The sequence below is a fragment of the Nonomuraea sp. NPDC049714 genome (assembly GCF_044465295.1).
Classification (GTDB): domain Bacteria; phylum Actinomycetota; class Actinomycetes; order Streptosporangiales; family Streptosporangiaceae; genus Nonomuraea.
Genome location: NZ_JBITLM010000001.1, coordinates 1,321,513 through 1,343,742, shown reverse-complemented (window position 1 = coordinate 1,343,742; position 22,230 = coordinate 1,321,513). Strand labels below are relative to the sequence as shown.

Genomic DNA, 22,230 nt, shown 5'->3' with positions numbered 1-22,230 from the left:
TCCGTGCGAAAACCGTACCGGGTATGAAAATGAACCCGGTATGGTTATGCTGCCGTCATGATGTCAGGGCTCAGGCAGCGTAAGAAGGAGCAGACGCGGCTGCGCATCGCGGAGGTGGCGCTGCGGCTGTTCGACGAGCGTGGGTACGACGCGGTGACGGTCAATGAGGTGGCCGAGGCCGCGGGCGTCGCCAAGGTGACGCTGTTCAGCTACTTCCCGACCAAGGACTGCCTGGTCCTCGACGGGATCCAGGACGACCCCGCCGGGATCGTCGCCGGACGGCGGCCCGGCCGGTCGCCCCTCGACGCGCTGCGCGAGCACTACCGCGCGGTCGCGGCCCAGGGCGCCGACGGCGTCGACGTCGAGCGGCTGCTGACCCAGGTCCGGGTGGTGTCCCGGACCCCGGCTCTCATGGCCGGCGTCTACCAGGCCCACATGGGCCAGCGCTACGAACTGGCCGCCGTACTGCAGGCCGCCTTCGGGAAAGCCGCAGAGGGCGCTGACGCGGAGATCGCCGCCTCGGAGGCTGCCCGCGAGGGCGGCGAGGGCGGTGAGGCGGGGGAGTTGGCGGCGCGGATCATGGCCGGGCAGATCACCGCGACGCTCACCGCCGTCCAGGAGGCGTTCTTCCACCGCCTGGCCGCCGGCATGCCCCTGGAGGAGGCGGGACGCCGCCGGACGGCCGACGTCGAACTCGCCTTCGACCTCCTCGAAAACGGCCTCAAGCCGAAAAATGGAGATAAATCGTGAGAAAAGGGATCAACTACGACACCGGCTTCCTCCCTGAGCCGGACCGCTCCCGTAAGGTCTTCGACGCCGAGACCGTCCGCCGCGAGATGCGCGTGATCGCCGATGACCTGCACTGCCAGGTCGTCCGCGTCTCCGGCGCCGACCCCGCCCGCCTGTCCGTCGCCGCCGAGCAGGCCGCCGGAGCGGGCCTGGAGGTCTGGTTCGCGCCGTTCCCCGTCGACCTCCATCCCCAGGAAACGCTCGACCTGTACGCCGAATCGGCCCGCCGAGCCGAGACCCTGCGCGCGGGCGGCGCCGAGGTGGTGCTGGTCGCCGGCTGCGAGACCAGCGCCTTCTGCCACGGCTTCCTGCCCGGCGACACCTACGGCGAGCGCATGCGCTCCATGACCACGGCGGACGCCGGGTGGTGGCAGACCACCATCCCCCAGATCATGCCCGCCCTCAACGCCCACCTGGCGAAGACGGCCGAGATCGTCAGACCACTTTTCCACGGAAGGCTCACCTACGCCGCCGGCCCCTGGGAGTTCGTCGACTGGACCCCGTTCGACCTGGTCGGGGTGGACGCCTACCGCGCCGCCTACAACGCCGGCCTTTTCCGCGAGGAACTGCGCGCCCACTTCGGGCACGGCAAGCCCGTCGCCGTCACCGAGTTCGGCACCTGCCCCTACCGGGGCGCGGCCGACCAGGGCGGGTCGGCCTGGCTGGTGCCCGGCGACGCGGTCCCCGACGAGGGAGAGCAGGTCCGCTACCTGGAGGAGCTGATCGACGTCTTCGAGGAGGAGGGCGTCGAGACGGCCCTGTGGTTCACCTTCGCCGGCTATACCCGCCTCGGCGCCGCCGACCTCGGCTCCTACGGGGTCGTCAGGATGCTCGACGAGACCCGCTGGGAGCCGAGGGCCGTCTTCGGCGCGATGGCCGCTAGATATTCGAGCAGCTGAAGATGGCGGTGCCGGGCAGGTGCCTGCCGCGCAGCGGGCTCCAGCCGCCCCACAGCCGGTCGTGGCCCGCCGGCCATTCGGGCTCCAGCAGGCCCGTGACGGTCAGCCCGGAGGCGACGATCAGGCTCACCCAGTCGCCCATCGTCCGGTGGTGCTCGACGTAGGTGGGTGTGCCGTCCTCGTCGCGTTCGACGTACGGGGCGCGGTCGAAGTAGGACCGGTCGGAGGTCAGCCCGCGCGGCCCCGGATCGTCGGGGAACGCCCACCGGATCGGGTGGCTGACCGAGAACACGAACCGGCCGCCCGGCCTGAGCACCCGGCACACCTCCCGGAGGACCGCCAGCGGGTCGGCCACGAACGGCAGCGCGCCGAACGCCGAGCAGGCCAGGTCGAAACCGTCGTCGGCGAACGGCAGTGCCTCGGCGTCGGCCTGCGCCACGGGAACGCGCACGCCCGTGTCGAGGTCGATCCGCCGGGCGTGCAGCAACTGCCGGTGGGACAGGTCGAAGGCCACGACCTGGGCACCCTGGCCGACCAGCCAGCGCGCGCACTGGGCCGCCCCGCAGCCGATCTCCAGCACGCGCCGCCCACGCACCTCGCCGAGCAGATGGGCGCCGGCCTCGTCCACGCCCTCCGGGCACCAGACGAAGCCGGCGTCCCGCAGGAAGTCGCCGTGCTCCACCTGGTAGTCGTCGGCGTTGCCGTCCCACCAGCCCCGGTTGGCCCGCGAAGAGGACGAGGGCACTAGCGCATCTTGGGGCCGCGCGGCATGCGCACGCCCTTGGGCATCGGCCCCTTGGGCATCGGCATGTTCTTCGGCAGGGACCGCAGCCGGTCCTTGACCTCGTTGACGGCGGGCTTCTTCAGGTTGCGCGGCAGCTTCATGATGTGCCGCTGCAGCTTGGCCAGCGGCACCTGGCCCTCGCCGTCACCGCACTGGATGTCGTAGATCTCGATGCCCAGCACCACCCGCGCGACCCGCTTCTTCTCGGCCGCCAGCATCTTCGCCACCCGGGTGCCGGGCCCCTCCGACACCAGCACGACCCCTGGGTAGCCGATCACCAGGTGGATCAGGTCCTGGTCACGGTTGACCGCCATCGCGGGGGTCACCTGCCAGTTGCCGCGCATGCCCTGCAGCACCGCCGCGGCGGCGCCCGTCTGGCCGTGCAGGATCGAATACTGGGCCCGCTGCGCGAGCTGCCCGAACACGACGAGGCCGACCGTGAAGGCCGCCAGGATGCCCAGGAACACGGAATACCACAGATAGTCCGTGACCAGACCGATCACGACGACCACAGCCAGCGTGCCGACCGCCGAAAGGAAGACGATCGGCATTCCCTTGGGATTGGCCTGCTTGATGATCTTCGCGATCATACGGAGCTGCTTGATGCGCCCCGGCTTCTCTGGATCCTCGGACTTCGCCATGGAAGGAAGGATACAAACGAACCGGACAGGTGCGAGAACGCGGTGGCCGGATCTTTCACATGAGACGCGTTTCAAACCCCTTTTCGGGTACGGGCGCCGCGCGCGTCAGCGGTCGGCGGCGGCGCCCAGCCCTTTTGTCAGACCTTGACCGTCACTCCGGTCACCCCGGTCAGCCGGCGACGAAGAACTCCAGCAACTCCGGCACCAGCGCCTCAGGGGCCACACCGTGCGCCTGGCCCTCCAGGACGCGATGCGCCGCCCGGGGGAGCGCCCCGGCGACGGCCCGGCCCGCCGCGGCCATCCACGGCGGGCTGAGCTCGCCGTTCAGCACCAGCGCGGGCCGGTCGACGGTGGCGATCCGCCGCGCCGGCAGCTCGCTGCCCGGCCCCATCACGGCGGCCTCGTACGCCAGCGTGTGCGCCAGCGCCTCCAGGTCCGCCCAGGAGGGCGACGCGCGCATGTCCGCGACCAGCTCGGGGGGCATCTGCGCCGCCGCCACCATGAACAGCTCCACGGCCGCCCCCCGCCGCCCCTCCCGCACCAGATCGGCCAGCCGCGCGCCGAAGTCGTCCGGCAGGTCGGGCGCGTCCGGGCTGACGTGGTACGGCGGCTCCCACACCGCGAGCTTGACGACCTCGGGCAGGCGCGCGGCCGCCTCCAGCGCCAGCGCGCCGCCGGAGGACCCGCCGAAGACCATGGCGGCGCCGCCCGCGGCCGCCATCACCGCGGCCAGGTCCTCGATCTCGCGCTCCACCGCGTACGGCGCGGTGTCGCCGCTGTCACCCCGGCCGCGCCGGTCATAGTCGAACAGGGTGAACCACGGCGCCAGCGCGGTCGCCACCCCGGTGAGCGTCGGATGTCCCCGGCCGGTGAAGGCCCCGTGCACCAGGACGACCGCCGGACCCGAGCCGTGCCGGTCGAAGACGATGGGTGTCCCGTCGGCGGAGATCGCCGTCCCGGTCACCGGATCCGCCGGGGGGACGTTCCTGAGCTCCGTGGCCGCCTTGCGGGCCGACCTCAACCTGCGGGCTGGACCAGGCACAGGACCTCCCAGTGGTGGCCGTCGAGGTCGGCGAAGGCGCGCTGGTAGCGGAAGGCGTCCTGCCTCGGCGGGCCGAGCGGGGTGGCGCCGGCCGCCAGCGCCTTCTCCGTCAGCTCGTCCACCTGGGCGGCGTTCTCGACGCCGACGACGAGGATCGCCTCGGTGCTCTTGGTCGCGTCGCCGACCTCCTTGGCCGCGTAACCGGCGAACGTCTCCTCCGCCAGCAGCATGACCTGGGCGCCGTCGTTGATGATCACCGACGCCATGTCGTCGCCGGCGCCGAACATGGCGAAGCCCAGTTCGCCGAAGAACGTCTTCGACCGGCTCAGGTCCTTGACCGGCAGATTCACGAAAAGCTGCATTGCCCGTTCCTTCCGACTCAGGTGGTCCGCTGGTCGCGAACCTGCCTCCAGTCTGGGGATCGGGACGCCGCCGGTCTTGCATCCTGGCGCCGGTCGACTTGACGATGCACGCACACCCGGCTCAGCCGCGCATACCGGACTCAGCCGCGCACACCCGGCTCAGCCGGCCTCGCGGCGGTACTCGATCGGCGGCCGTCCGTACGCCTGCCGGAACAGGCGGCTGAAGTGGGCCGCGTCCGGCAGACCCCACCTGGCCGCGATGGCGCTCACCGGCTGGGACCGCAGCGCCGGATCGGCCAGGTCCTGGCGGCAGCGTTCGAGGCGGCGGTGCCGGATCCACGCCGAGACCGTCGTGTCGCGTGACTCGAACAGCCGGTGCAGGTAGCGCACGGAGATGTGGTGCGCGACGGCGATGGCGGCGGGATCGAGGTCGGTCTCGCCCAGATGCTGCTCGATGAAGGAGTGCACGCTCAGCATCAGCGTCCGCTGCCGGGCTTCGGGGGACAGCGCCGGGAGCTGGTCGAGGCGCTCGGCCACGGCGGCGCTCACCAGATCCATCACCACGGCGGACAGCCGGGTCGCGCTGGCCGGCTGGTAGGTGTCGAGGTCGAGCGCCACCCGCCTCAGCAGCGGCGCGGCCAGGGCGCCCGCGCCGCCGTCGGACGTGATCGGCACCGCCGTGATGGCCGCCGCCGCGCCCGGAGGCAGCGCCAGCAGATCGTGGGGGAAGCTGAAGACGGCGAGCTGCACGGCCGAGTCGTAGGCCAGCTCGTAGGGCCTGGCGAAGTCGTAGAGGACGAACTCGCCACGGTTGAGCCGGGCGCTCCTGCCGTCCTGCTCCAGCAGCGGGTTGCCCGATAAGGCCAGCACCCCCCGGTAGAGCTCGGGGCTGTCGCGGCGGATCAGGCCGGGCGTGCGGTGCACGCTGTGCGGCGTGGAGGTGCGCACCCGGCCGACGCCCACGGCGCCGAGCCGGCCGGCCTCGATCTCGCCGCGCAGCGGCGCGTCCGGATCGATCCGGACGTCGAGCGGGCCCAGGGTGTCGCACACGAAGCTCCGCCAGGCGTCGTGCCGCTGCGCGGAGGGCACGTCGCGGGTGCGGATCAGGACGGCCATGCGAGTCGCCTTCCTTCGACGCCTGTCATGGTAGCCAGATGAGCGGGCCCCGGGCATCCGCCCGGGGCCGTGCGCCTGTGGTCCGCCGGCCGGACGTCCCCCGGGCCGGGCGGCCAGGGGCGGCCGGGGCAGCCAGGCGGCCGGGCAGGGCCGCCGGTGCGGTCAGGCCGTCTGGCGGGCCGCGATGGCCTGCTGGTAGAGCTTGCCCGCGCGGTAGGAGGAGCGGACGAGCGGGCCGGACAGCACCCCGGCGAAGCCGATCGCCTCGGCCTCGGCCTGCAGTTCGACGAACTCCTCCGGCTTGACCCAGCGCTCCACCGGGTGGTGGCGCGGGGTCGGGCGCAGATACTGGGTGATCGTCAGGAGGTCGGTGCCCGCGGCGTGCAGGTCGCGCATCGCCTCGACCACCTCCTCGCGGGTCTCGCCCATGCCGAGGATCAGGTTGGACTTGGTGACCAGCCCGGCGTCACGCGCGGTCGTGAGCACGCCCAGGGAGCGTTCGTAGCGGAAGGCGGGCCGGATGCGCTTGAAGATGCGCGGCACCGTCTCGACGTTGTGCGCGAACACCTCGGGCTTGCTGGAGAAGACCTCCTCCAGCTGGTCGCGGTCGCCGTTGAAGTCCGGCACCAGCAGCTCGACGCCGCAGCCCGGCAGCAGGGTGTGGATCTGGCGGGCGGTCTCGGCGTAGAGCCAGGCGCCGCCGTCGGGCAGGTCGTCGCGCGCCACCCCGGTCACGGTCGCGTAGCGCAGGCCCATCTGCCGCACCGACTCCGCCACCCGGCGGGGCTCGTCGCGGTCGTACTCCTTGGGCTTGCCGGTGTCGATCTGGCAGAAGTCGCAGCGGCGCGTGCACTGGTCGCCGCCGATGAGGAAGGTGGCCTCGCGGTCTTCCCAGCACTCGTAGATATTGGGACAGCCCGCCTCTTCACAGACCGTGTGCAGGCCCTCCCGGCGCACGAGCGATTTCAGCTCGGTGTACTCGGGGCCCGTCTTCAGCTTGGTCTTGATCCACGGGGGCTTGCGCTCGATAGGGGTCTCGGCGTTACGCACCTCCAGGCGGAGGAGCTTACGGCCTTCAGGAGCAACGGTCACGATCCCACCTTACGTCTCGCCCGGCATGACCGCTCCGAGGGGGGACCTCAGGTGATGAGGCCGAAACCGCGCACCGCCCGGGTGTAGTGCCTGAGCAGCTCATCGTCGATGCGGTCGGACTCGGCCGAGCCGAGCAGCGACGCGGCGGGGGAGCCGAAGACACTCGGCGCGGCCTGCTCGAAGCGGGCCAGCGCGCCCCTCCTGATCGCCGGTACGTTCTCCCCGCGCAGCACGGCCGCCTGCATGGGCGCCAAGTAACTGGTGCCCGCCATGACCGCTTCGAGCTCCGCCAGGTCCTCGGCCGGCACCACCCGCCGCGCCAGCGCCAGCGTCCGCTCGCGCCGCCGGCCGTCGTCCGAGCGCGTCAGCCGGATCAGGCCGTGCTCCAGCAGCAGCACCGGGATGCCCAGCACGCGGCCGATCATCCGCCCGAACATGCCGGCCACCTCGTAGCCGGTGCTGGGGCTTTCGAGCGCGCCGACCGAGGCGGTGATCTTGGTCTGGGCCTCCTCGCGCGCCTTCAGCGGCGCCGAGCCCAGCAGGGCCCCGCGCCATTCGCCCAGGGTCCACAGGGCGCTCCGCACGATGACGTCGTCCCCGGCGGTGCCGCGCGCGTAGGCCAGGGCCAGGAGCGCCACCCGCTGGCGGGGCGGCAGCGCCAGCCACAGCGGCAGGCCGATCATCAGCACCGGCGTCCTGAGCGGGCCGACCCGCTCGTAGGTGGTGGCCGGCACCAGGTCCTCCACGGCGATCTTCCTGGGCCGCCCGATCCCCATCCGGTCGGCGACCCGCTCGGCGGTGCCGTACAGCTCCGGGGCGGCGGAGCGGTCGAGCACCTCGGCGTCGGCGGGCACCCGGCCCAGGCGCGGCCGCAGCAGCCAGCCGATCCCGATCAGCCCGCCGCCGATCAGCCAGCCGAAGACGAACTCGGAGTTGACCACGATGGTCCAGGCGCCGAGCACGATGAAGGCGAGCGTCAGCGCGTGTACGACGAGCGCGATGGCCAGGGCTGTGATCCGCTTCACAGCCCGATCGTAAGGCGGCTGAAGGGGGAGGACCACCGCGTATCCGGTCAGCGGCGCAGCAGATCCTCTTCGTGCAGGTCGAACGGCTCTCTGCCGAGCGTCTCGGCCAGCCGCTTCTCGGCGATCGGCATGACCTCCTCGACCACGATCCGGCGGCCGGTCTCCGCGGAGAGCGAGGAGACGCCCACATCGGGCAGGCCGCACGGGACGATCCGGTTGAACCATCGCGGATCGTTCGCGCAGTTGAGCGCGAAACCGTGCATCGTGACGCCCTTCGACAGGCGGATGCCCACCGTGCCGAGCTGCCGGTCGGGCAGGCCGAGGCTGCTGTCGCCCACGGCCCAGACCCCGGCCCTGCCGCGGACGCGCCGCGCCGTGACGCCGAAGTCGGCGCAGACCTGGATCATCATCTCTTCGAGGCGGCAGATGTAGTCGACCACGTCGGTGACGGCCACGATCGGATAGCCGACGAGCTGGCCGGGACCGTGCCAGGTGACCCGGCCGCCCCGGTCCACGTCGACCACCGGAGTGCCGTCCGTGGGCCGCTCGTGCGGGGCGGCGCGCTTGCCGGCGGTGTAGACGGGCGCGTGCTCCAGCACCAGCAGCGTGTCGGGGAGCTCGTCCGCGACGCGCTTGCCGTGCACCCAGCGCTGCAGCGACCAGGCCTGCTCGTAGGGGACGTCGACGCCGAGGCGGACGATGGCGAGTGCGTGGGGATCGACCCCATGGGTGGGGCGCATGTGTCCATTGTGCCGTTCCCTCACCCTTGTAGGGTAATTCAGGATGTCAGCAACCGAGGTTCGATCCTGAACTCCTTGGTGCCTCCGGCCCCGTCGTGCTCCAGCTTGTAGGCGTAACCGTCGGGATCGGACGTCACCGCCTGGATGAACTCGGTGCCGACGTAGTGCAGCGCCACGCCCTCGTCGGCGGCGTAACCACCGGGCAGCTCGCCGTCGGCGATCGACCGCTGGAGCAGCGTCCGGCGCTGCGGGTCGGCGTTGTAGTGCACCCCGCACGAGTAGGGCAGCAGGCCGAGCCCGTCGGACCAGGCCCGCAGCCGGGGGCCGAAGGAGTCGGTGTTGCCACCGACGTGCCAGCACAGCGCGCCCGCGCTCTGCCCGGACAGCACCACACCGGCCCGCCACGCCTCGTCGAAGACCTCGTCGAGGCCGTGCAGCCGCCACAGCGCCATCAGGTTGGCGACGCTGCCGCCGCTTACGTAGATCATGTCCTGCTCCAGCATCCACGCCCGCGGATCCTCGACGTTGGGCATGGGGAACACGGTCAGGTGGCTCAGCTCCACGTCCCAGCCGGCGAACGCGCCGTACATCTTGAGCAGCCAGTCGGAGCTGTCGCCGGTCGCGGTGGCGAGCAGGCCGAGCTTGGGGCGGTCCTGACCGGTCAGGTCAAGGCCGTAGCGCAGCAGGGGACTGGCCTCGACGAAGCCGTAGCGCCCGGTCGGCCGGAAAGATCCGCCCCCGATGGCAAGGATGTGCGACTGCCCTGACCTGGTCATGTCGGTATCTCCCCGTAAATCTCCCGAGCGAAGGACGAACAGCACACTAGAGTACGGCGCGCAGCGCATCGCCGAGACTGGTATGGGCGAAGCCGAAGCCGGCGGCTGTCAACTTCGCCGGCAGGATCCGGTGGCCGGTCAGCAGCTCCCGGGCGAACTCGCCGAGCCCGAGGCTGAGCGCGAAGCCCGGCACCGGCACCGGCATGGTGGGCCTGCGCAGCGCCGCACCCAGCGTCCTGGTGAACTCGGCGTTGGTGACCGGGGTGGGGGAGGTGAGGTTGACCGGCCCGGAGAGCTCGGGCGTGTCGAGGACGCGCAGGGTCGCGTTCAGCCAGTCCTGCTCGGAGATCCACGACCAGTGCTGCCTGCCCGAGCCCAGCGGCGCGCCGAGCCCGATCTTGAAGATGGGCAGCATCCGGCCGAGCGCTCCGCCGCGTCCGCTGACCACGAGACCGGTCCGCAGCTGGGCGGTCCGTATCCCGAGCTCGCCTGCCGCTCTGGCCTCCGCCTCCCACCGCTCGCACAGATCGGGCAGGAAGCCGCTGCCCTTGCCCGCGCTCTCGTCGATCACCCGGTCGCCGGTGTCGCCGTAGAAGTCGATGCCGGACGCGGACACCAGCACCTCGGGCCGCTGCGGCAGCCGCCCCAGCGCGCCGACCAGCAGGCGGGTGCTCTCGACGCGGCTGCGGACGAGCTCGCTCTTGTAGGCCGCGGTCCAGCGCCGCCCGGCGATCGGCGCCCCCGCCAGGTGCACGACGGCGCGCGCGCCCGCCAGCGCCGCCGGGTCCAGCACCCCCTCAGAAGGCTTCCAGAACGCCTCGTCGCCGTCTCGTGGCTCGCGCCGCACCAAGGTGACCACCCGCTCGCCGGTGCCCCGCAGCGCGGCGACCAGAGGCCTGCCCAGCAAGCCCGAAGCCCCCGTCACGATGATCGTCATAAGGGCCACACTAACGCCGCCGGACGCCGAGGGGCCGGGGGCGCGACAGTCCGCGCACCCGGCCCCTCGGCTCACCGGTCGCGCCCGTGGTCCGGCCGGTGATCCGGCCGGTCTGGCCCCGGCCACTCCGGCCCGGCTCCCGAGCGGGACCTCGCTACGCGAGACCCAGCTGAGCCTCGAAGCGGCCCTCCTCCAGGCGGCGCTTGATCGTGGTCAGGAACCTGGCCGCGTCGGCGCCGTCCACCAGGCGGTGGTCGTACGTCAGCGCGAGGTAGACCATCGAACGGACCGCGATGACCTCGCCCTCGGGGGTGTCGACCACCACGGGACGCTTGACGACCGCGCCCGTGCCGAGCATGCCGACCTGCGGCTGGTTGAGGATCGGCGTGTCGAACAGGGCGCCGCGGCTGCCGGTGTTGGTCAGCGTGAACGTGCCGCCGGTGATCTCGTCGGGCGTCACCTTGTTGGCGCGGGTGCGCTCGGCCAGATCCGTGACCTTGCGGGCGAGACCGGCGAGGTTGAGGTCACCGGCGTCCTTGACCACGGCCGCGAGCAGGCCGCGCTCGGTGTCGACCGCGACGCCGAGGTTCTCGACGTCGAAGTAGGTCACCTCGTTGGTCTCGTTGTTGATCGTCGCGTTCAGCTTGGGGTGCTGCTTGAGCGCCTCGACGGTGGCCAGCGCGAAGAACGGGGTGAAGGTCAGCTTGACGCCCTCGCGGCGGAAGAAGTCGTCCTTCACCTTCGCCCGCAGTCGGGCGATCTTGGTGACGTCGACCTCGACGACCGAGGTGAGCTGGGCCGCCGTCTGCAGCGACTCCACCATCCGCTTGGCGATCGTCTGACGCAGGCGCGTCATCTTCTCGGTGCGGCCACGCAGCGTGGTGTCGACCTGGACCGGCTCGGGCTCGGCGGCCGGGGCCTGCGCCTGAGCGGCCGGGGCGGCCTGAGCGGGAGCGGCCTGAACGGCGGCAGGGGCGGGGGCCGGGGCGGCCTGCTCACGCCGGCTCTTGGCGGCCTCCAGCACGTCCTGCTTGCGGATCCGGCCGCCCACGCCGGTGCCGGTGATCGCCTCCAGGTCCACGCCGTGCTCGTTGGCCAGCTTGCGCACCAGCGGCGTGACGTACGGGCTGTCACCGGAGGTGGGCAGCGGGGACGGGGCGGCGGCGGGTGCCGGGGCCTGCGGCGCCGGGGCCTGGGCGGCCGGGGCGGGCGCGGCGGGAGCGGGCTGCGGCGCCGGGGCGGGCTGCGCGGGCGCGGGCTGCGGGATCGAGGAGACGGGCGCCGGGGCGGGCTCCGGCTCGGGCTCGGGCTCGGGCTGCGCGGCGGGAGCGGCCTCTGCGGCCGGGGCGGCGCCGCCGGCCTGGCCGCTCTCGTCGATGACCGCCAGCTCGGCGCCGACCTCGACGGTCTCGTCCTCAGCCACGACGATCTTGGTGATGACACCCGCGGACGGCGACGGAATCTCGGTGTCGACCTTGTCGGTCGACACTTCGAGGAGCGGCTCGTCAGCCTCGACGCGCTCGCCCTCCTTCTTCAGCCAACGGGTGACGGTGCCCTCGGTGACGCTCTCGCCGAGCTGGGGCATCTGTACGGAGACCGGCATCGTTATCTTCTCTCGCGTTCTGATCTCGAGGGCTGGACTAGTTGTGTACGTGCAGAGGCTTGCCGGCCAGAGCCAGCATCGCCTCACCGACCGCCTCGGATTGGGTCGGATGTGCGTGGATGAGCTGCGCCACCTCTGCGGGCAGCGCCTCCCAGTTGTAGATGAGCTGCCCCTCGGTGACGAGCTCACCGATCCGGCGGCCCACCATGTGGACGCCGACGACCGGCCCGTCCTTGCGCGCGAGCACCTTGACGGCGCCCGCGGTGCCGAGGATCTGGCTCTTCGGGTTGCCCGCGAGGTCGTAGACCTGCTCGACGATCTCGATGCCGCGCTCGGCGGCCTGTGCGGACGTGATGCCGACGGAGGCGACCTCAGGGTCGGAGTAGGTGATCCGCGGGACGCCGGCGTAGTCGATGGGCGGCGGGTTGAGGCCGGCGATGTGCTCGGCCACCATGATGCCCTCGGCGAACCCGGCGTGCGCGAGCTGCGGCGTGGCGATCACGTCGCCGATCGCGTAGACGCCGGGCACCGCCGTCTGGCAGTGCTCGTCGACGCTGACCGCGCCGCGCTCGATCACCACGCCGGCCTCCTCGAAGCCCAGGCCCGTCGTGACGGCCCCGCGGCCGACCGCGACCAGCAGGAGCTCGGCGTCCAGCGTCTTGCCGTTGGCGAGGGTGACGATCACACCGGTGTCGGTGGTCTTGGCGCCGTCGAAGAAGACGCCGAGCTCGTACTTGATGCCGCGCCGGCGGAAGGCCCGCTCCAGCAGCTTGGAGCTGGACTCCTCCTCGGCCGGCAGCAGGTGCGGCAGCGCCTCGACGATGGTGACCTCGGCGCCGAAGGAGCGGTAGACGCTGGCCAGCTCGACGCCGATGACGCCGCCGCCCAGCACGATCACCGAGGACGGCACCCGGTCCATCGTCAGGGTGTGCTCGCTGGTGATGATCCGCCGGCCGTCGATGTCGAGGCCGGGCAGCGACCGGGGCGCCGAACCGGTGGCCAGCACGACGTCGCGGCCTTCGTACACCTCGGAGCCCACCTGGACGCGGCCCGCGCCGGCGAGGCGGCCCTCGCCCTCGACCACCGTCACGCCGGCGGACTTCAGCAGCCCCTGCACGCCCTTCCAGGCGCGCGTAACGATCTTGTCCTTGAAGGCGTGGACGCCGGGGACGTCGATGCCCTCGAAGCGCGCCTTGACGCCGAACGACTCGCTCTCCCGGGTCTCGTCGGCGATCTCGGCGGAGTGCAGCAGGGCCTTGGTGGGGATGCATCCCCTGTGGAGGCAGGTGCCGCCGATCTTGTCCTTCTCGATCAGGACGACCGTCTTGCCGAGCTCGGCCGCCCGGAGCGCGCAGGCGTAACCGCCGCTGCCGCCACCTAGGACGACGATGTCGTAGGCCACAGGATGGCTCCTTGTCGGGGTGTTCGTGATGCCGTCATCTTTTCATTTGTTTCAGATGCTCGCGTGCCGCTCGGCGAGTCCGATCAGGGTCCGCGTGATGGCGCCGGTGCCGCCCTTGGGGGTGTAGCCGTGCGGCTCGCCCTTGTTGAAGGCGGGTCCGGCCATGTCGATGTGCGCCCAGCGGACCCCGTCGGGCACGAACTCCTTGAGGAAGATGCCCGCGGCCAGCATGCTGCCCCAGCGCTCCGGCTGGAGGTTGGCGATGTCGGCGACCGGGGAGTCGAGGCCCTTGCGCAGCTCCTCGGGCAGCGGCATGCCCCAGGCGCCCTCACCGGCGGCGCGGGCCGCCTCGACGACCAGGTCGCGCACGGCGTCGTCGTTGGCCATGACGCCGGCCGTGCGCCAGCCGAGCGCGACGATCTGGGCGCCGGTGAGGGTGGCCACGTCGACGATCAGGTCGGGGCCGTCCTCGGCGGCGCGGGCGATGCCGTCCATGAGGACCAGGCGGCCCTCGGCGTCGGTGTCGAGCACCTCGACGGTCTTGCCGCTGTAGCTGTGGATGACGTCGGAGGGGCGCTGGGCTGTGCCGCTCGGCAGGTTCTCCGCCAGGCAGAGGTAGCCGACGACGTTGACCGGGAGGCCGAGGCGCGCGATGCCGACGAGCGCGCCGAAAACGGCTCCCGCGCCGCCCATGTCGGACTTCATCCAGTCCATCGACGCCGACGGCTTGAGCGACAGGCCGCCGGAGTCGAACGTGATGCCCTTGCCCACGAACGCCAGCGTCTTGGCGGCGTCGGGGTGGGTGTAGGAGAGGCGGACCAGGCGCGGCGGGTTGACCGAGCCCTGGCCGACGCCGATGATGCCGCCGTAGCCGGCCTCCTTGAGCCGCTGGTCGTCGAGCACCTCGACGGTCAGCCCGGCCTTGCCGCCGGTCTGCTCGGCGATCTCGGCGAACTTGGCCGGCCACAGGTCCGACGGCGGCGTGTTGACCAGGTCGCGGACCAGGGTGACGGACTCGGCCAGCACGCTCGCGCGCTCGGCCACGCCGTCGGTCACGCTGCCGTCCGCGCCGGAGACCACGGTGAGCTCGGCGACCGGCGCCTTCTGGTCGTCACCGGTGCGGTAGCGGGCGAAGGAGTAGGCGCCCAGCAGCGCGCCCAGCGCCACGGCCTCGGCCTCCTCGGCGGAACCGGCCGGCAGCACGAGCGCGGCGCGCGCGGTGCCCGCCAGGGAGCGGACGGCAGCGCCCGCGGCCCGGCGCAGACCCTCGGCGTCCACCGACTCGCCCACGCCCACCGCGACCAGCACGGGCGCGGTCACGGCGCCGAACGTCGGCAGCTTGGCCAGCTCTCCGGCCTTGCCGGTGAATCCCACGGAGGTGAGCGAGGTGGCGAGCTTGCCGCCGAAGGCGGCGTCGAGTGCTTCGGCGCTCACGGCCGGGCTCGGGCCTCCGGCGCCCGGCCGGAAGGCGACAACGAGCGCATCGGTGTCGAGAGAGACTGGATCTGCTGAGTTCAGCCGCACAGTGGTCACGTAAACCGATGCTATCCACGGTTTCTCCGTACTCACAAACAGGGGTTCATCCCACCAATAATCGGCAAGCGTTCATGACGACATGGTGCTAGTGTCATTAGCACCATGTTGCTCACCCTTGATCTCAACGACGCCCGCCCTCTGCACGAGCAGGTCGCGGGCGCGATCCGGCGCGCCATCGGCGAGGGCTCCTACACGCCGGGCGACCGGCTGCCCTCGGCCAGGGACCTCGCCGAAGCGCTCGGCATCAACTCCAACACCGTGCTTCGCGCCCTGCGCGACCTGCGGGAAGAGGGCCTGCTGGAGTTCAGGCGGGGGCGCGGGGTCAGCGTCGCGCGCCAGGCCGACGGGCGCGCCCTGATCCGCGAGCGGGCGCGCGAGCTCCTGGAAGAGGCCAAGAGATACGGCTACCGCGCCGAGGACGTCATCACGATTCTTAAGGAGCTCCCATGACCACCCGTGATTCCGGCAGAGTGCCCGCGAGCGTCATCGCCGCAATTTGGGGAGTGGTCGTCACGGCCGCGCTGATCACGGCGCCCCTGATGCTGCGCGACCGGCTGCCGGAGCCGCTGGCCGTGCACTGGGGGCCGGGCTCGACGGCTGACGGCGCCGCGTCCTTCGCGGTCTTCGTGGGCATGCCGGTGGCGTTGTGGGCGGTGCTCTGGGCAGCGCTGTTCACCGCGGCGGTGCGCGGCCTGTCCCGCAGGCCGGCCCGTGCCTTCTGGTGGGCGGCGCTCGTCGGTGGCGCCCTCTTCGCGCTCGGCCTGAGCGGCATGACCCTGCTGGCCAACCTCGACGTGGCGAGCTGGACCGAAGCGGTTCTGCCGCTCTGGGCGCCCCTCGCCCTGGTGGGCGTGCCGACGGCAGTGGGGGCACTCGGGGGATACCTCGGCAGAGGCGCCCCCGACGAGCGGGACGCCGCCGACCGGCAGCCGCCGGTGCTCAGGCTCAGGCCCGGCCAGCGCGCGGTCTGGGTCAGCAGGATCAGCAACCCCTGGCCCCTGGCCGTCGCGGTCGTGGCGGCGGTCGCCCTGTTCGCGCTCGGCGCATTCGAGATCACCGGTGTCGCCACCGGCCCGGTGGTCGCCGGCCTGCTGCCCGCCCTCGGCGTGGTGCTGCTGGCCGGCCTGTTCGTCTCGTCGCTCACCGCCCGTGTCGCCGACGACGGCGTGGCGCTCGGCTTCGGCCCGCTCGGCTGGCCCAGGCGCAGGATCCGGCTCGCCAAGATAGACAGAGCCTGGACCGAGGAGAGAGCCCCGAGTCAGGTGGGCGGCTGGGGTGTGCGCGGGCTGCCCGGCTCCGCCACCATCATGCTGCGCGGCGGCGAGTGCCTGGTCATCGGCTACCGCTCCGGCGGGCAGCTGGCCATCAGCGTCGACGACGCCGAGCGCGGCGCCTCCCTCATCAACGCCCTCGTCTCCGAGAGGACCGCCGCGTGAGGCCGCCGGTCGCCTTCCTCGTCGCCGCCTTCGGCCTGTCCTGGGTCGTGGCGCTGCCCCTGTGGCTCGGCGACGGGCTGCGCACACCGCTGGTGGGGGTGCTGGCCGCGCTGATGATGTTCACGCCCACCGTGGGCGTGCTCGCCGCGTGGGCGTTCAGCCGGACGCCGGTCCGCCAGTGGTTGCGCGAGACCGGGCTGACCTTCGGCGAGCGCAGGGGCCGCACGGCACTGCTCGTGCTCGCCGCGTGGCTGGGCGTCCCCCTGCTGGTGGCGCTCTCGGTGGCGGCCAGCGTCGCCGTGGGGGTGCTGCGGGTGGACCTCGACGGCCTGAGCCTGTTCCAGGCGCAGCTCCGCGCCCAGGGCCTGCCCGTCCCGGAGAGCCTGACCTCGATCGCCGTCACCCAGGTCGTCGTCGCCGTGCTGATCGGCCCGGTGCTCAACACCATCCCGGCGCTGGGCGAGGAGTGGGGCTGGCGCGGCTACCTGCTGCCCAGGCTCGTCGGCACGCGCGGGACGGTGGCCGGGCTGCTGCTCTCCGGCGCGATCTGGGGCCTGTGGCACGCTCCTCTGACGTTGCTCGGCTACAACTACCCCAGCCTCGGGCCGTGGGCCGCCCTCTACTTCACCGGCTTCTGCGTCCTGGCCGGCGTGGTGTTCGGCTGGCTGCGGCTGCGCTCGGGCAGCGTGTGGCCGGCGGTCGTGGCACACGCCTCCCTCAACGCCGTCGCCCCCCTCACCCTGCTGCTCGGCGACGCCGCGGCGCCACCCGACCTGGTGGTGGCGGGGCTGAGCGGCGTGGTCGGCTGGGTCCTGCTCGCGGCGTGCGGCGCGCTGCTGCTGAAGATCTTCCCGGTACGGACTCCGCAACCGGCCTCCTGAGGGGGCCCGCGCCTTCGCACCGTCAGCCGAGCACGGCCCAGACCACCAGCGTGGTGGCCGTGGCCGTCTCCACCAGCGCGCCCAGGACGTCGCCGGTGATCCCGCCGAGCCGCCGCCGGGCGTGGCGGAGCAGCAGCAGGGCCGCGCCGAGCCCGGCCAGCAGGGCCACGGCCGGCGTCAGAACCAGGGGCTCGGGCGGGCCCGGGGCGGTGAGGGAGCCGGGCCAGGTCGTCAGGCCCAGGGCCAGGCTGCCCAGCAGGGCGGCCAGGGTGACCAGCCAGGCCACGTGCGTCCGTACCGTCCCCGCGACCATCGCGCCCAGGCCCTCGTCGCGGGCGGCGGGGACTCCGTGCCGGCAGGCCCACACGAGGGACAGGCGGCCGGTCACGCACGCCGTCACCAGTGCGGCGGGGCCCGTCTCGGACACGGCGGCGGCCTGGACGAGGAGCGTGAACACCAGGGTCATCACGCCGAACGGCCCGATGTCCGACTTTTTCATGATGTCGAGCGCCTGGGGGGCGGGCTTGCCGCTGCCCAGGCCGTCGGCGAGGTCCGCCAGGCCGTCCAGGTGCAGCCCCCGTGTGAGCACGGCCAGCAGGCCGAGGGCCAGGGCGGCGCCCAGCAGCGGCGGGCCGGGCAGCAGCAGCGCGAGCGCCGCCACCGCGCCGAGCACCAGCCCCACCACGGGCGCCACCGCCATGGCCCGCCCCGCGACCCGGCGATCCACCCGCTCCACCCGGACCGGCCACACGCTCAGCGTGCCGACCGCCAACCGCACCCCGTCCATCAGCGCGCCGCGCACGCCGGACGCCGCCCCCACACCGGAACGGCTCGGCCACCGGACAGAGACCTTCCAGGGAGCGAACGTCGCGAGCGCGTCGACGCGGCGCGTACGGCAGCGGCAAGCGGCCCGGGGAAGGGAACGCGCGCCGGGCCGGACGTGGGGTGGTGCGGGCGCATCAGAAGAGTTCGTCCAGCAGCCGGTAGTAGTCCAGCTTCCGCTGGTCGGCCTCGGCCAGGCCGTACGCGGTCAGGAAGCCGTCGGCGGCGGGGCCCGGCAGCTCGCGCAGTGCCACGGCCAGGTCCACGTAGCGGTCGGCCACGCCCAGTGCGCCCACGTCCAGGAGGACGGGCTCACCGGCGGGGGAGGCGAGCACGTTGGCGGGGGTGAAGTCGCCGTGCGTGACGACCAGGTCCTCGGTGACGGGCCGCTCGGCGACCAGCCGCCGGTGGATCGCCTCCGGGGTGAGCTCGGTGTGCTCGTCGTCGAAACCGGCGGTGTCCACCAGCCCGTCGCGGACCCGCCCGGCGGCCCTGGCCAGCTTGACGTCCAGCCGCTCGTCGAACGGGCACTCCGCCGCGGGCACGTCGTGCAGCGCGCGCAGCACGGTGCCCATGACGGTCCCGGCGTCGGTCGGCGTCCTGCGTTCGAGGCTGCGCCAGCCCGCGTCGGCCAGCACCAGCGTGTCGCCCTCGAACGCCACGATGTCGGGCACGCTCAGCCAGCGCTTGAGCCACAGCAGCCGCTCGTGCTCGGCCACCGCCACCGGGCCCCGCTTGAGGTAGAAGGCCCCCGTGTGGCTGGTGACCCGCAGGGTCTCGCCGCTCATGCCCTCGTGGTCGTCCGACCAGACGGCATGCTCACCGAACAGATCGAACAAGCGCCCAGGAAGCTGCATAACGGTCGATCCTACGGGCCTGCCCTGGTGGCCGGATGCACCCGCCCGGACTCGCTAGGGTGGCCGGATGCACGTGCTTGAACTCGAAGGCGTAGGGGTCCGGGTCGTCGGCAAGACGCTGCTGGACGGGATCGACTGGCGGGTGGGCTACGGCGACCACTGGGCCGTTCTCGGTCCGAACGGCGCGGGCAAGACGACGCTGCTGTCGCTGGCCGCCGCGGTGCGTCACCCCACCGTGGGTGCGGTGACCGTGCTGGGCCACCGACTCGGCCGGGTCGATCTGCGTGAGCTGCGGCGGCACATCGGCCTGGTCGCGTCCAGCCAGCGCCTGATCGACGAGGAGCTGCTGGAGGAGGAGGGGGCGAGCGCGCACACCGTGGTGCTCACCGGGCACACCGCGACGAGTGCCCCGATCTGGGAGAAGTACGGGGAGACCGAGCGGGAGCGGGCGCTGCGCCTGCTCGCCGACCTCGGCTGCAAGGATCTGGCCGAGCGGCCCTTCCGGGTGTGTTCCCAGGGCGAGCGGGCCAGGATCAGGGTGGCCAGGGCGCTCATGGCGGACCCGGCCGTGCTGCTGCTGGACGAGCCGTTCGCCGGACTCGACCTGCCGGCCCGCGAGGACCTCATCTCCGCCGTCGAGAACCTGGCCGAGACCAGGCCCGTGCTCACCACGGTGACGGTGACGCACCACCTGGAGGAGGTGCCCGCGACCACCACGCACGCGATGCTCATGGGCGACGCCCGCGTGCTCGCCGCCGGTCCGGTGGCCGAGGTGCTCACCCCCGACAACCTGTCCGAGTGCTTCGGCCTCCCGCTCCGCGTCGACCGCGTGGAAGGCCGCTGGTACGCCCGCGCCGCCCGCCCCTGATCCGCTGAGCCCGTTCTCCCGCCGGCCGGGCGGGCGGCGCGCTGACGGACCTCGCCGGTCCCGCGTGGCCGGTCGGCGGGTGTGGCGGGGCTGAGACGTACGCTCAGAGGCGCGTGGGGCGGCCGGCGACCACGAGGGCCACATACTCCGATTCGGCGGCGAGACGCTCGTTCAGCCTGCCGAGGGCGTCCCTGAACAGCCGTCCGGCGGCCGTCGCCGGCACCACGCCCATGCCGGCCTCGTCGGAGACGGCCACGACGCGCCCCGGCGCGCTGCGCCACGCCTGGACGAGCGCGTCGCAGCGCCTGTCGACGGGGGCGCGGTCGCCTTCCCACGCGCCGTGCTCGTCGAACACCGCCGCCAGCCAGGTGCCGAGGCCGTCGATCAGCAGCGGCGTCGTGGCGCTGCGGATCGTCTCGGCCAGGTCGGTGGTCTCCGCCGTCGCCCAGTGCGCGGGCCTGCGCTCCCGGTGGGCGCGCACCCGCGCCGCCCACTCCGCGTCCCCGTCGCCGCCGGGCCCGGTGGCGACGTAGGTGACGTACGGCTCGGCCGCCAGGCGCAGCTCGGCCTCGGCGGACTTGCCGGAGCGGGACCCGCCGAGCAGCAGCGCCCGCCGCGGTTGCGCGGCGGGGGGCGGTGGCGGGCGACCCGTGTCGAGCGAGGTCCCGTCCGGTACGGCCCCCGCGCCCCACATCCGCAGCCGTCTCGCCAGCTCCTTCTCGGACCTGATCCGGTGGTCCAGGCCCACGGCGACCAGGTGGGTGCGCCCGTTCACCAGCCCCGCCCGCCGCAGCGACCCGAGCCGCTCGGGCCGCTCCAGCAGGTCGATCAGCACCACGTCGTAGGCCGGGCCGTCCGCCGGCGGCTCCGGCCCCGCGGGCGCGTACAGCAGCCTGGACCCGTCGGGGGTCGTCAGCCCCAAGCCGCCGGCATGGGGCGCGTAGCCTTCCGGCAGGTCGCCGGCCGGGAACGGCACCGTGTCGTCGACGACCGCTCCGAAAGGCCGCCGCCACGGTCCTTCGCCGTCGCGGACGGCGCAGGAGGCACAGGGGCACCCCGGCTCGGGCCAGCCCATGCCGCCTGCCGTACCGGTGAGAAGCACTTTCACCGCGCCGAGCGTACAAACAATGCCGGCCGCGGCGGTGCGGCGGGGGCGGTGGAGCGGGACCTTCGCCCGCACGGGGCGAATCACTGAGATCCTTGGGCATGGTGAACGGTTCCAGGGGCCCGAAAGGGTGCGCCGGTGAGCCCGCGGAAAAGGAGCGTATGGCATGACATGGCGGTGGCGTTATGAGAATGCAAATGGTGGTGAGGTGACGGATCCGCCTTTGCCGCGAGAGGTTTTCCCGAGCCAGGCCGACGCGGAGTCCTGGATCGGCGAAAACTGGCGTGAGCTGCTCGAATCCGGTGTTGAACGGGTGGCGCTGCTCGATGAGGAGCGGGTCGAATACACGGGATTGTCATTGCGGCAGGAGTGAAATGTGCGAGAACCCCTTGAGCGCCGTTGTGGCTCAAGGGGTTCTCTGCCGCAAGGGGAAGGTCAGGCGCGCCTGGCCGGGCTCACGGTCTTGGCGGGGTCGCGCTCCACGATCGGGGCGATCGCCTCGTCGATGCGGCGCATCACCTCGGCGTCGAGCTTGACGCCCGCCGCCTTGACGTTGTCGTGCACCTGCTCGGGCCTGGAGGCGCCGACGATGGCGCTGGAGACGTTCGGGTTCTGCAGCACCCAGGCGACGGCGAGCTGCGCCATCGACAGGCCGAGGTCGGCCGCGATGGGCTTGAGCTGCTGCACCCGGGACAGCACCTCGTCGGTCATGAAACGGGCGATCATGTCGGCGCCGCCGGCCGCGTCGGTCGCCCGGGAGCCCTGGGGCGGGGCCTGGCCGGGCAGGTACTTGCCGGTGAGCACTCCCTGCGCGATCGGGGAGAAGACGAGCTGGCCGAGGCCCTCACGCTCGCTCAGCGGCACGACCTCGCCCTCGATGACCCGCCACAGCATCGAGTACTGCGGCTGGTTGGACACGATGCGGTCGAAGCCCATCTCGTCGGCGATCTTCAGTGCCTGGGCGATCTGACCGGCCGTCCACTCGCTCACGCCGACGTACAGCACCTTGCCCTGGCGGACGAGGTCGTCGAAGGTCTTGAGCGTCTCCTCCAGCGGCGTCTCGTTGTCGTAGCGGTGGGCCTGGTAGAGGTCGACGTAGTCGGTCCGCAGGCGGCGCAGGGAGCCGTTGATGGACTCGGTGATGTGCTTGCGCGACAGGCCGCGGTCGTTGGGGCCATCGCCGGTCGGCCAGTAGACCTTGGTGAAGATCTCCAGCGACTCCCGGCGGACGCCCTGGAGCGCCCGGCCGAGCACCTCTTCCGCCTTGGTGCCCGCGTAGACATCGGCGGTGTCGAAGGTGGTGATGCCCTCGTCGAGAGCCGCCCGCACGCACTGCTTGGCGGCGTCCTCCTCGACCTGGGAGCCGTGAGTGAGCCAGTTGCCGTAGCTGATCTCGCTGACCATGAGACCGCTGCGGCCGAGGTGACGGAATTCCATACATCCGACCTTAGAGGCCCTTGTGGTCTTCCGGAGACCGGGGTTCTTCACCGGGAGATCATCCGTATAGGGCGAGCGAT

Annotated in this window: 24 protein-coding genes; 7 read left to right on the top strand and 17 right to left on the bottom strand. The window is 72.4% G+C overall.

Annotation, left to right across the window (positions count from 1 at the left end):
• Positions 1 to 57: 57 nt before the first annotated feature.
• The gene (locus ACIBQX_RS06460; RefSeq protein WP_397001260.1) at positions 58 to 750 is read left to right on the top strand and encodes a TetR/AcrR family transcriptional regulator; all 693 of its coding nucleotides are present in this window, start codon (positions 58 to 60) and stop codon (positions 748 to 750) included.
• Positions 747 to 1,688, top strand: coding sequence for a hypothetical protein (locus tag ACIBQX_RS06455; protein ID WP_397001258.1), 942 nt, complete (start codon positions 747 to 749; stop codon positions 1,686 to 1,688). Before ACIBQX_RS06460 ends, ACIBQX_RS06455 begins: the two co-directional genes overlap by 4 nt.
• Here the strand turns inward: ACIBQX_RS06455 and ACIBQX_RS06450 are convergent.
• From ACIBQX_RS06450 to ACIBQX_RS06390, 13 genes are all read right to left on the bottom strand, one after another.
• Positions 1,669 to 2,433 carry a class I SAM-dependent methyltransferase gene (locus ACIBQX_RS06450; protein WP_397001256.1) on the bottom strand — a complete coding sequence of 255 codons (765 nt, stop codon included), beginning with the start codon at positions 2,431 to 2,433 and terminating at the stop codon, positions 1,669 to 1,671. The genes ACIBQX_RS06455 and ACIBQX_RS06450 overlap by 20 nt on opposite strands.
• Positions 2,433 to 3,113, bottom strand: a complete 681-nt coding sequence (locus ACIBQX_RS06445; RefSeq protein ID WP_397001254.1) for a DUF4191 domain-containing protein — start codon at positions 3,111 to 3,113, stop codon at positions 2,433 to 2,435. The genes ACIBQX_RS06450 and ACIBQX_RS06445 overlap by 1 nt, the downstream gene beginning before the upstream one ends.
• A 169-nt stretch (positions 3,114 to 3,282) precedes the next feature.
• A complete protein-coding gene (locus tag ACIBQX_RS06440) occupies positions 3,283 to 4,155 on the bottom strand; it encodes an alpha/beta fold hydrolase (protein ID WP_397001252.1) in 873 nt (290 codons plus the stop codon).
• Entirely contained in the window at positions 4,131 to 4,517 is a 387-nt protein-coding gene (locus tag ACIBQX_RS06435) for a VOC family protein (RefSeq protein WP_397001250.1), read from the bottom strand. Before ACIBQX_RS06435 ends, ACIBQX_RS06440 begins: the two co-directional genes overlap by 25 nt.
• A gap of 159 nt (positions 4,518 to 4,676) precedes the next feature.
• Positions 4,677 to 5,633: a helix-turn-helix domain-containing protein gene (locus ACIBQX_RS06430; protein WP_397001248.1), complete on the bottom strand. Its 957-nt coding sequence runs from the start codon at positions 5,631 to 5,633 to the stop codon at positions 4,677 to 4,679.
• 162 nt (positions 5,634 to 5,795) lie between these two features.
• Positions 5,796 to 6,725 (bottom strand): lipoyl synthase, encoded by a 930-nt coding sequence (gene lipA / locus ACIBQX_RS06425; RefSeq protein WP_397001246.1) that lies wholly within the window; start codon positions 6,723 to 6,725, stop codon positions 5,796 to 5,798.
• Positions 6,726 to 6,772: 47 nt separating this feature from the next.
• Positions 6,773 to 7,750 carry a hypothetical protein gene (locus tag ACIBQX_RS06420; protein WP_397001244.1) on the bottom strand — a complete coding sequence of 326 codons (978 nt, stop codon included), beginning with the start codon at positions 7,748 to 7,750 and terminating at the stop codon, positions 6,773 to 6,775.
• A 47-nt stretch (positions 7,751 to 7,797) separates the two neighbouring features.
• On the bottom strand, positions 7,798 to 8,490 hold the full coding sequence (gene lipB / locus ACIBQX_RS06415; protein ID WP_397001242.1) for a lipoyl(octanoyl) transferase LipB: 693 nt from the start codon (positions 8,488 to 8,490) through the stop codon (positions 7,798 to 7,800).
• A 38-nt stretch (positions 8,491 to 8,528) separates the two neighbouring features.
• The gene (locus ACIBQX_RS06410; RefSeq protein ID WP_397001240.1) at positions 8,529 to 9,266 is read right to left on the bottom strand and encodes a Type 1 glutamine amidotransferase-like domain-containing protein; all 738 of its coding nucleotides are present in this window, start codon (positions 9,264 to 9,266) and stop codon (positions 8,529 to 8,531) included.
• 46 nt (positions 9,267 to 9,312) lie between these two features.
• On the bottom strand, positions 9,313 to 10,203 hold the full coding sequence (locus tag ACIBQX_RS06405) for a TIGR01777 family oxidoreductase (protein ID WP_397001238.1): 891 nt from the start codon (positions 10,201 to 10,203) through the stop codon (positions 9,313 to 9,315).
• Positions 10,204 to 10,357: 154 nt separating this feature from the next.
• Positions 10,358 to 11,806: a 2-oxoglutarate dehydrogenase, E2 component, dihydrolipoamide succinyltransferase gene (gene sucB / locus ACIBQX_RS06400; protein ID WP_397001236.1), complete on the bottom strand. Its 1,449-nt coding sequence runs from the start codon at positions 11,804 to 11,806 to the stop codon at positions 10,358 to 10,360.
• A 37-nt stretch (positions 11,807 to 11,843) separates the two neighbouring features.
• Complete coding sequence (gene lpdA / locus ACIBQX_RS06395; RefSeq protein WP_397001234.1) at positions 11,844 to 13,208, bottom strand: dihydrolipoyl dehydrogenase; 1,365 nt, start codon at positions 13,206 to 13,208, stop codon at positions 11,844 to 11,846.
• Between the two features lie 51 nt (positions 13,209 to 13,259).
• Complete coding sequence (locus tag ACIBQX_RS06390) at positions 13,260 to 14,741, bottom strand: leucyl aminopeptidase (protein WP_397001232.1); 1,482 nt, start codon at positions 14,739 to 14,741, stop codon at positions 13,260 to 13,262.
• Between the two features lie 105 nt (positions 14,742 to 14,846).
• On the opposite strand from ACIBQX_RS06390, the gene ACIBQX_RS06385 reads away from it, so the two are divergent.
• From ACIBQX_RS06385 to ACIBQX_RS06375, 3 genes are read left to right on the top strand one after another with little or no spacing between them, the layout of a single operon-like run.
• On the top strand, positions 14,847 to 15,194 hold the full coding sequence (locus ACIBQX_RS06385) for a GntR family transcriptional regulator (RefSeq protein WP_397001230.1): 348 nt from the start codon (positions 14,847 to 14,849) through the stop codon (positions 15,192 to 15,194).
• The gene (locus ACIBQX_RS06380; protein WP_397001228.1) at positions 15,191 to 16,180 is read left to right on the top strand and encodes a hypothetical protein; all 990 of its coding nucleotides are present in this window, start codon (positions 15,191 to 15,193) and stop codon (positions 16,178 to 16,180) included. Before ACIBQX_RS06385 ends, ACIBQX_RS06380 begins: the two co-directional genes overlap by 4 nt.
• Positions 16,177 to 17,061 carry a lysostaphin resistance A-like protein gene (locus ACIBQX_RS06375; protein WP_397001226.1) on the top strand — a complete coding sequence of 295 codons (885 nt, stop codon included), beginning with the start codon at positions 16,177 to 16,179 and terminating at the stop codon, positions 17,059 to 17,061. Before ACIBQX_RS06380 ends, ACIBQX_RS06375 begins: the two co-directional genes overlap by 4 nt.
• Before the next feature lie 22 nt (positions 17,062 to 17,083).
• On the opposite strand, the gene ACIBQX_RS06370 is transcribed toward ACIBQX_RS06375, so the two are convergent.
• Complete coding sequence (locus tag ACIBQX_RS06370) at positions 17,084 to 17,848, bottom strand: adenosylcobinamide-GDP ribazoletransferase (RefSeq protein WP_397001556.1); 765 nt, start codon at positions 17,846 to 17,848, stop codon at positions 17,084 to 17,086.
• Between the two features lie 172 nt (positions 17,849 to 18,020).
• Positions 18,021 to 18,722 (bottom strand): aminoglycoside 3'-phosphotransferase, encoded by a 702-nt coding sequence (locus ACIBQX_RS06365; RefSeq protein WP_397001224.1) that lies wholly within the window; start codon positions 18,720 to 18,722, stop codon positions 18,021 to 18,023.
• An 85-nt stretch (positions 18,723 to 18,807) separates the two neighbouring features.
• Here ACIBQX_RS06365 and ACIBQX_RS06360 point away from each other — a divergent pair, with 85 nt between their 5' ends.
• Positions 18,808 to 19,608: an ABC transporter ATP-binding protein gene (locus ACIBQX_RS06360; RefSeq protein ID WP_397001222.1), complete on the top strand. Its 801-nt coding sequence runs from the start codon at positions 18,808 to 18,810 to the stop codon at positions 19,606 to 19,608.
• Between the two features lie 103 nt (positions 19,609 to 19,711).
• On the opposite strand, the gene ACIBQX_RS06355 is transcribed toward ACIBQX_RS06360, so the two are convergent.
• Entirely contained in the window at positions 19,712 to 20,716 is a 1,005-nt protein-coding gene (locus ACIBQX_RS06355; RefSeq protein WP_397001220.1) for a bifunctional adenosylcobinamide kinase/adenosylcobinamide-phosphate guanylyltransferase, read from the bottom strand.
• 163 nt (positions 20,717 to 20,879) lie between these two features.
• Here ACIBQX_RS06355 and ACIBQX_RS06350 point away from each other — a divergent pair, with 163 nt between their 5' ends.
• On the top strand, positions 20,880 to 21,086 hold the full coding sequence (locus tag ACIBQX_RS06350) for a hypothetical protein (RefSeq protein ID WP_397001218.1): 207 nt from the start codon (positions 20,880 to 20,882) through the stop codon (positions 21,084 to 21,086).
• 62 nt (positions 21,087 to 21,148) lie between these two features.
• On the opposite strand, the gene ACIBQX_RS06345 is transcribed toward ACIBQX_RS06350, so the two are convergent.
• Complete coding sequence (locus ACIBQX_RS06345) at positions 21,149 to 22,150, bottom strand: aldo/keto reductase family protein (protein ID WP_397001216.1); 1,002 nt, start codon at positions 22,148 to 22,150, stop codon at positions 21,149 to 21,151.
• Between the last annotated feature and the right edge of the window lie 80 nt (positions 22,151 to 22,230).

Excerpts from the sequence above, each read along its gene's own strand:
- ACIBQX_RS06460 (WP_397001260.1), top strand. The coding sequence starts at position 58 with ATGATGTCAGGGCTCAGGCAGCGTAAGAAGGAGCAGACGCGGCTGCGC.
- ACIBQX_RS06445 (WP_397001254.1), bottom strand. The coding sequence starts at position 3,113 with ATGGCGAAGTCCGAGGATCCAGAGAAGCCGGGGCGCATCAAGCAGCTC.
- ACIBQX_RS06435 (WP_397001250.1), bottom strand. The coding sequence starts at position 4,517 with ATGCAGCTTTTCGTGAATCTGCCGGTCAAGGACCTGAGCCGGTCGAAG.
- ACIBQX_RS06430 (WP_397001248.1), bottom strand. The coding sequence starts at position 5,633 with ATGGCCGTCCTGATCCGCACCCGCGACGTGCCCTCCGCGCAGCGGCAC.
- lipB (WP_397001242.1), bottom strand. The coding sequence starts at position 8,490 with ATGCGCCCCACCCATGGGGTCGATCCCCACGCACTCGCCATCGTCCGC.
- ACIBQX_RS06410 (WP_397001240.1), bottom strand. The coding sequence starts at position 9,266 with ATGACCAGGTCAGGGCAGTCGCACATCCTTGCCATCGGGGGCGGATCT.
- ACIBQX_RS06405 (WP_397001238.1), bottom strand. The coding sequence starts at position 10,203 with ATGACGATCATCGTGACGGGGGCTTCGGGCTTGCTGGGCAGGCCTCTG.
- sucB (WP_397001236.1), bottom strand. The coding sequence starts at position 11,806 with ATGCCGGTCTCCGTACAGATGCCCCAGCTCGGCGAGAGCGTCACCGAG.
- ACIBQX_RS06385 (WP_397001230.1), top strand. The coding sequence starts at position 14,847 with ATGTTGCTCACCCTTGATCTCAACGACGCCCGCCCTCTGCACGAGCAG.
- ACIBQX_RS06380 (WP_397001228.1), top strand. The coding sequence starts at position 15,191 with ATGACCACCCGTGATTCCGGCAGAGTGCCCGCGAGCGTCATCGCCGCA.
- ACIBQX_RS06370 (WP_397001556.1), bottom strand. The coding sequence starts at position 17,848 with ATGGACGGGGTGCGGTTGGCGGTCGGCACGCTGAGCGTGTGGCCGGTC.
- ACIBQX_RS06360 (WP_397001222.1), top strand. The coding sequence starts at position 18,808 with ATGCACGTGCTTGAACTCGAAGGCGTAGGGGTCCGGGTCGTCGGCAAG.
- ACIBQX_RS06350 (WP_397001218.1), top strand. The coding sequence starts at position 20,880 with ATGACATGGCGGTGGCGTTATGAGAATGCAAATGGTGGTGAGGTGACG.
- ACIBQX_RS06345 (WP_397001216.1), bottom strand. The coding sequence starts at position 22,150 with ATGGAATTCCGTCACCTCGGCCGCAGCGGTCTCATGGTCAGCGAGATC.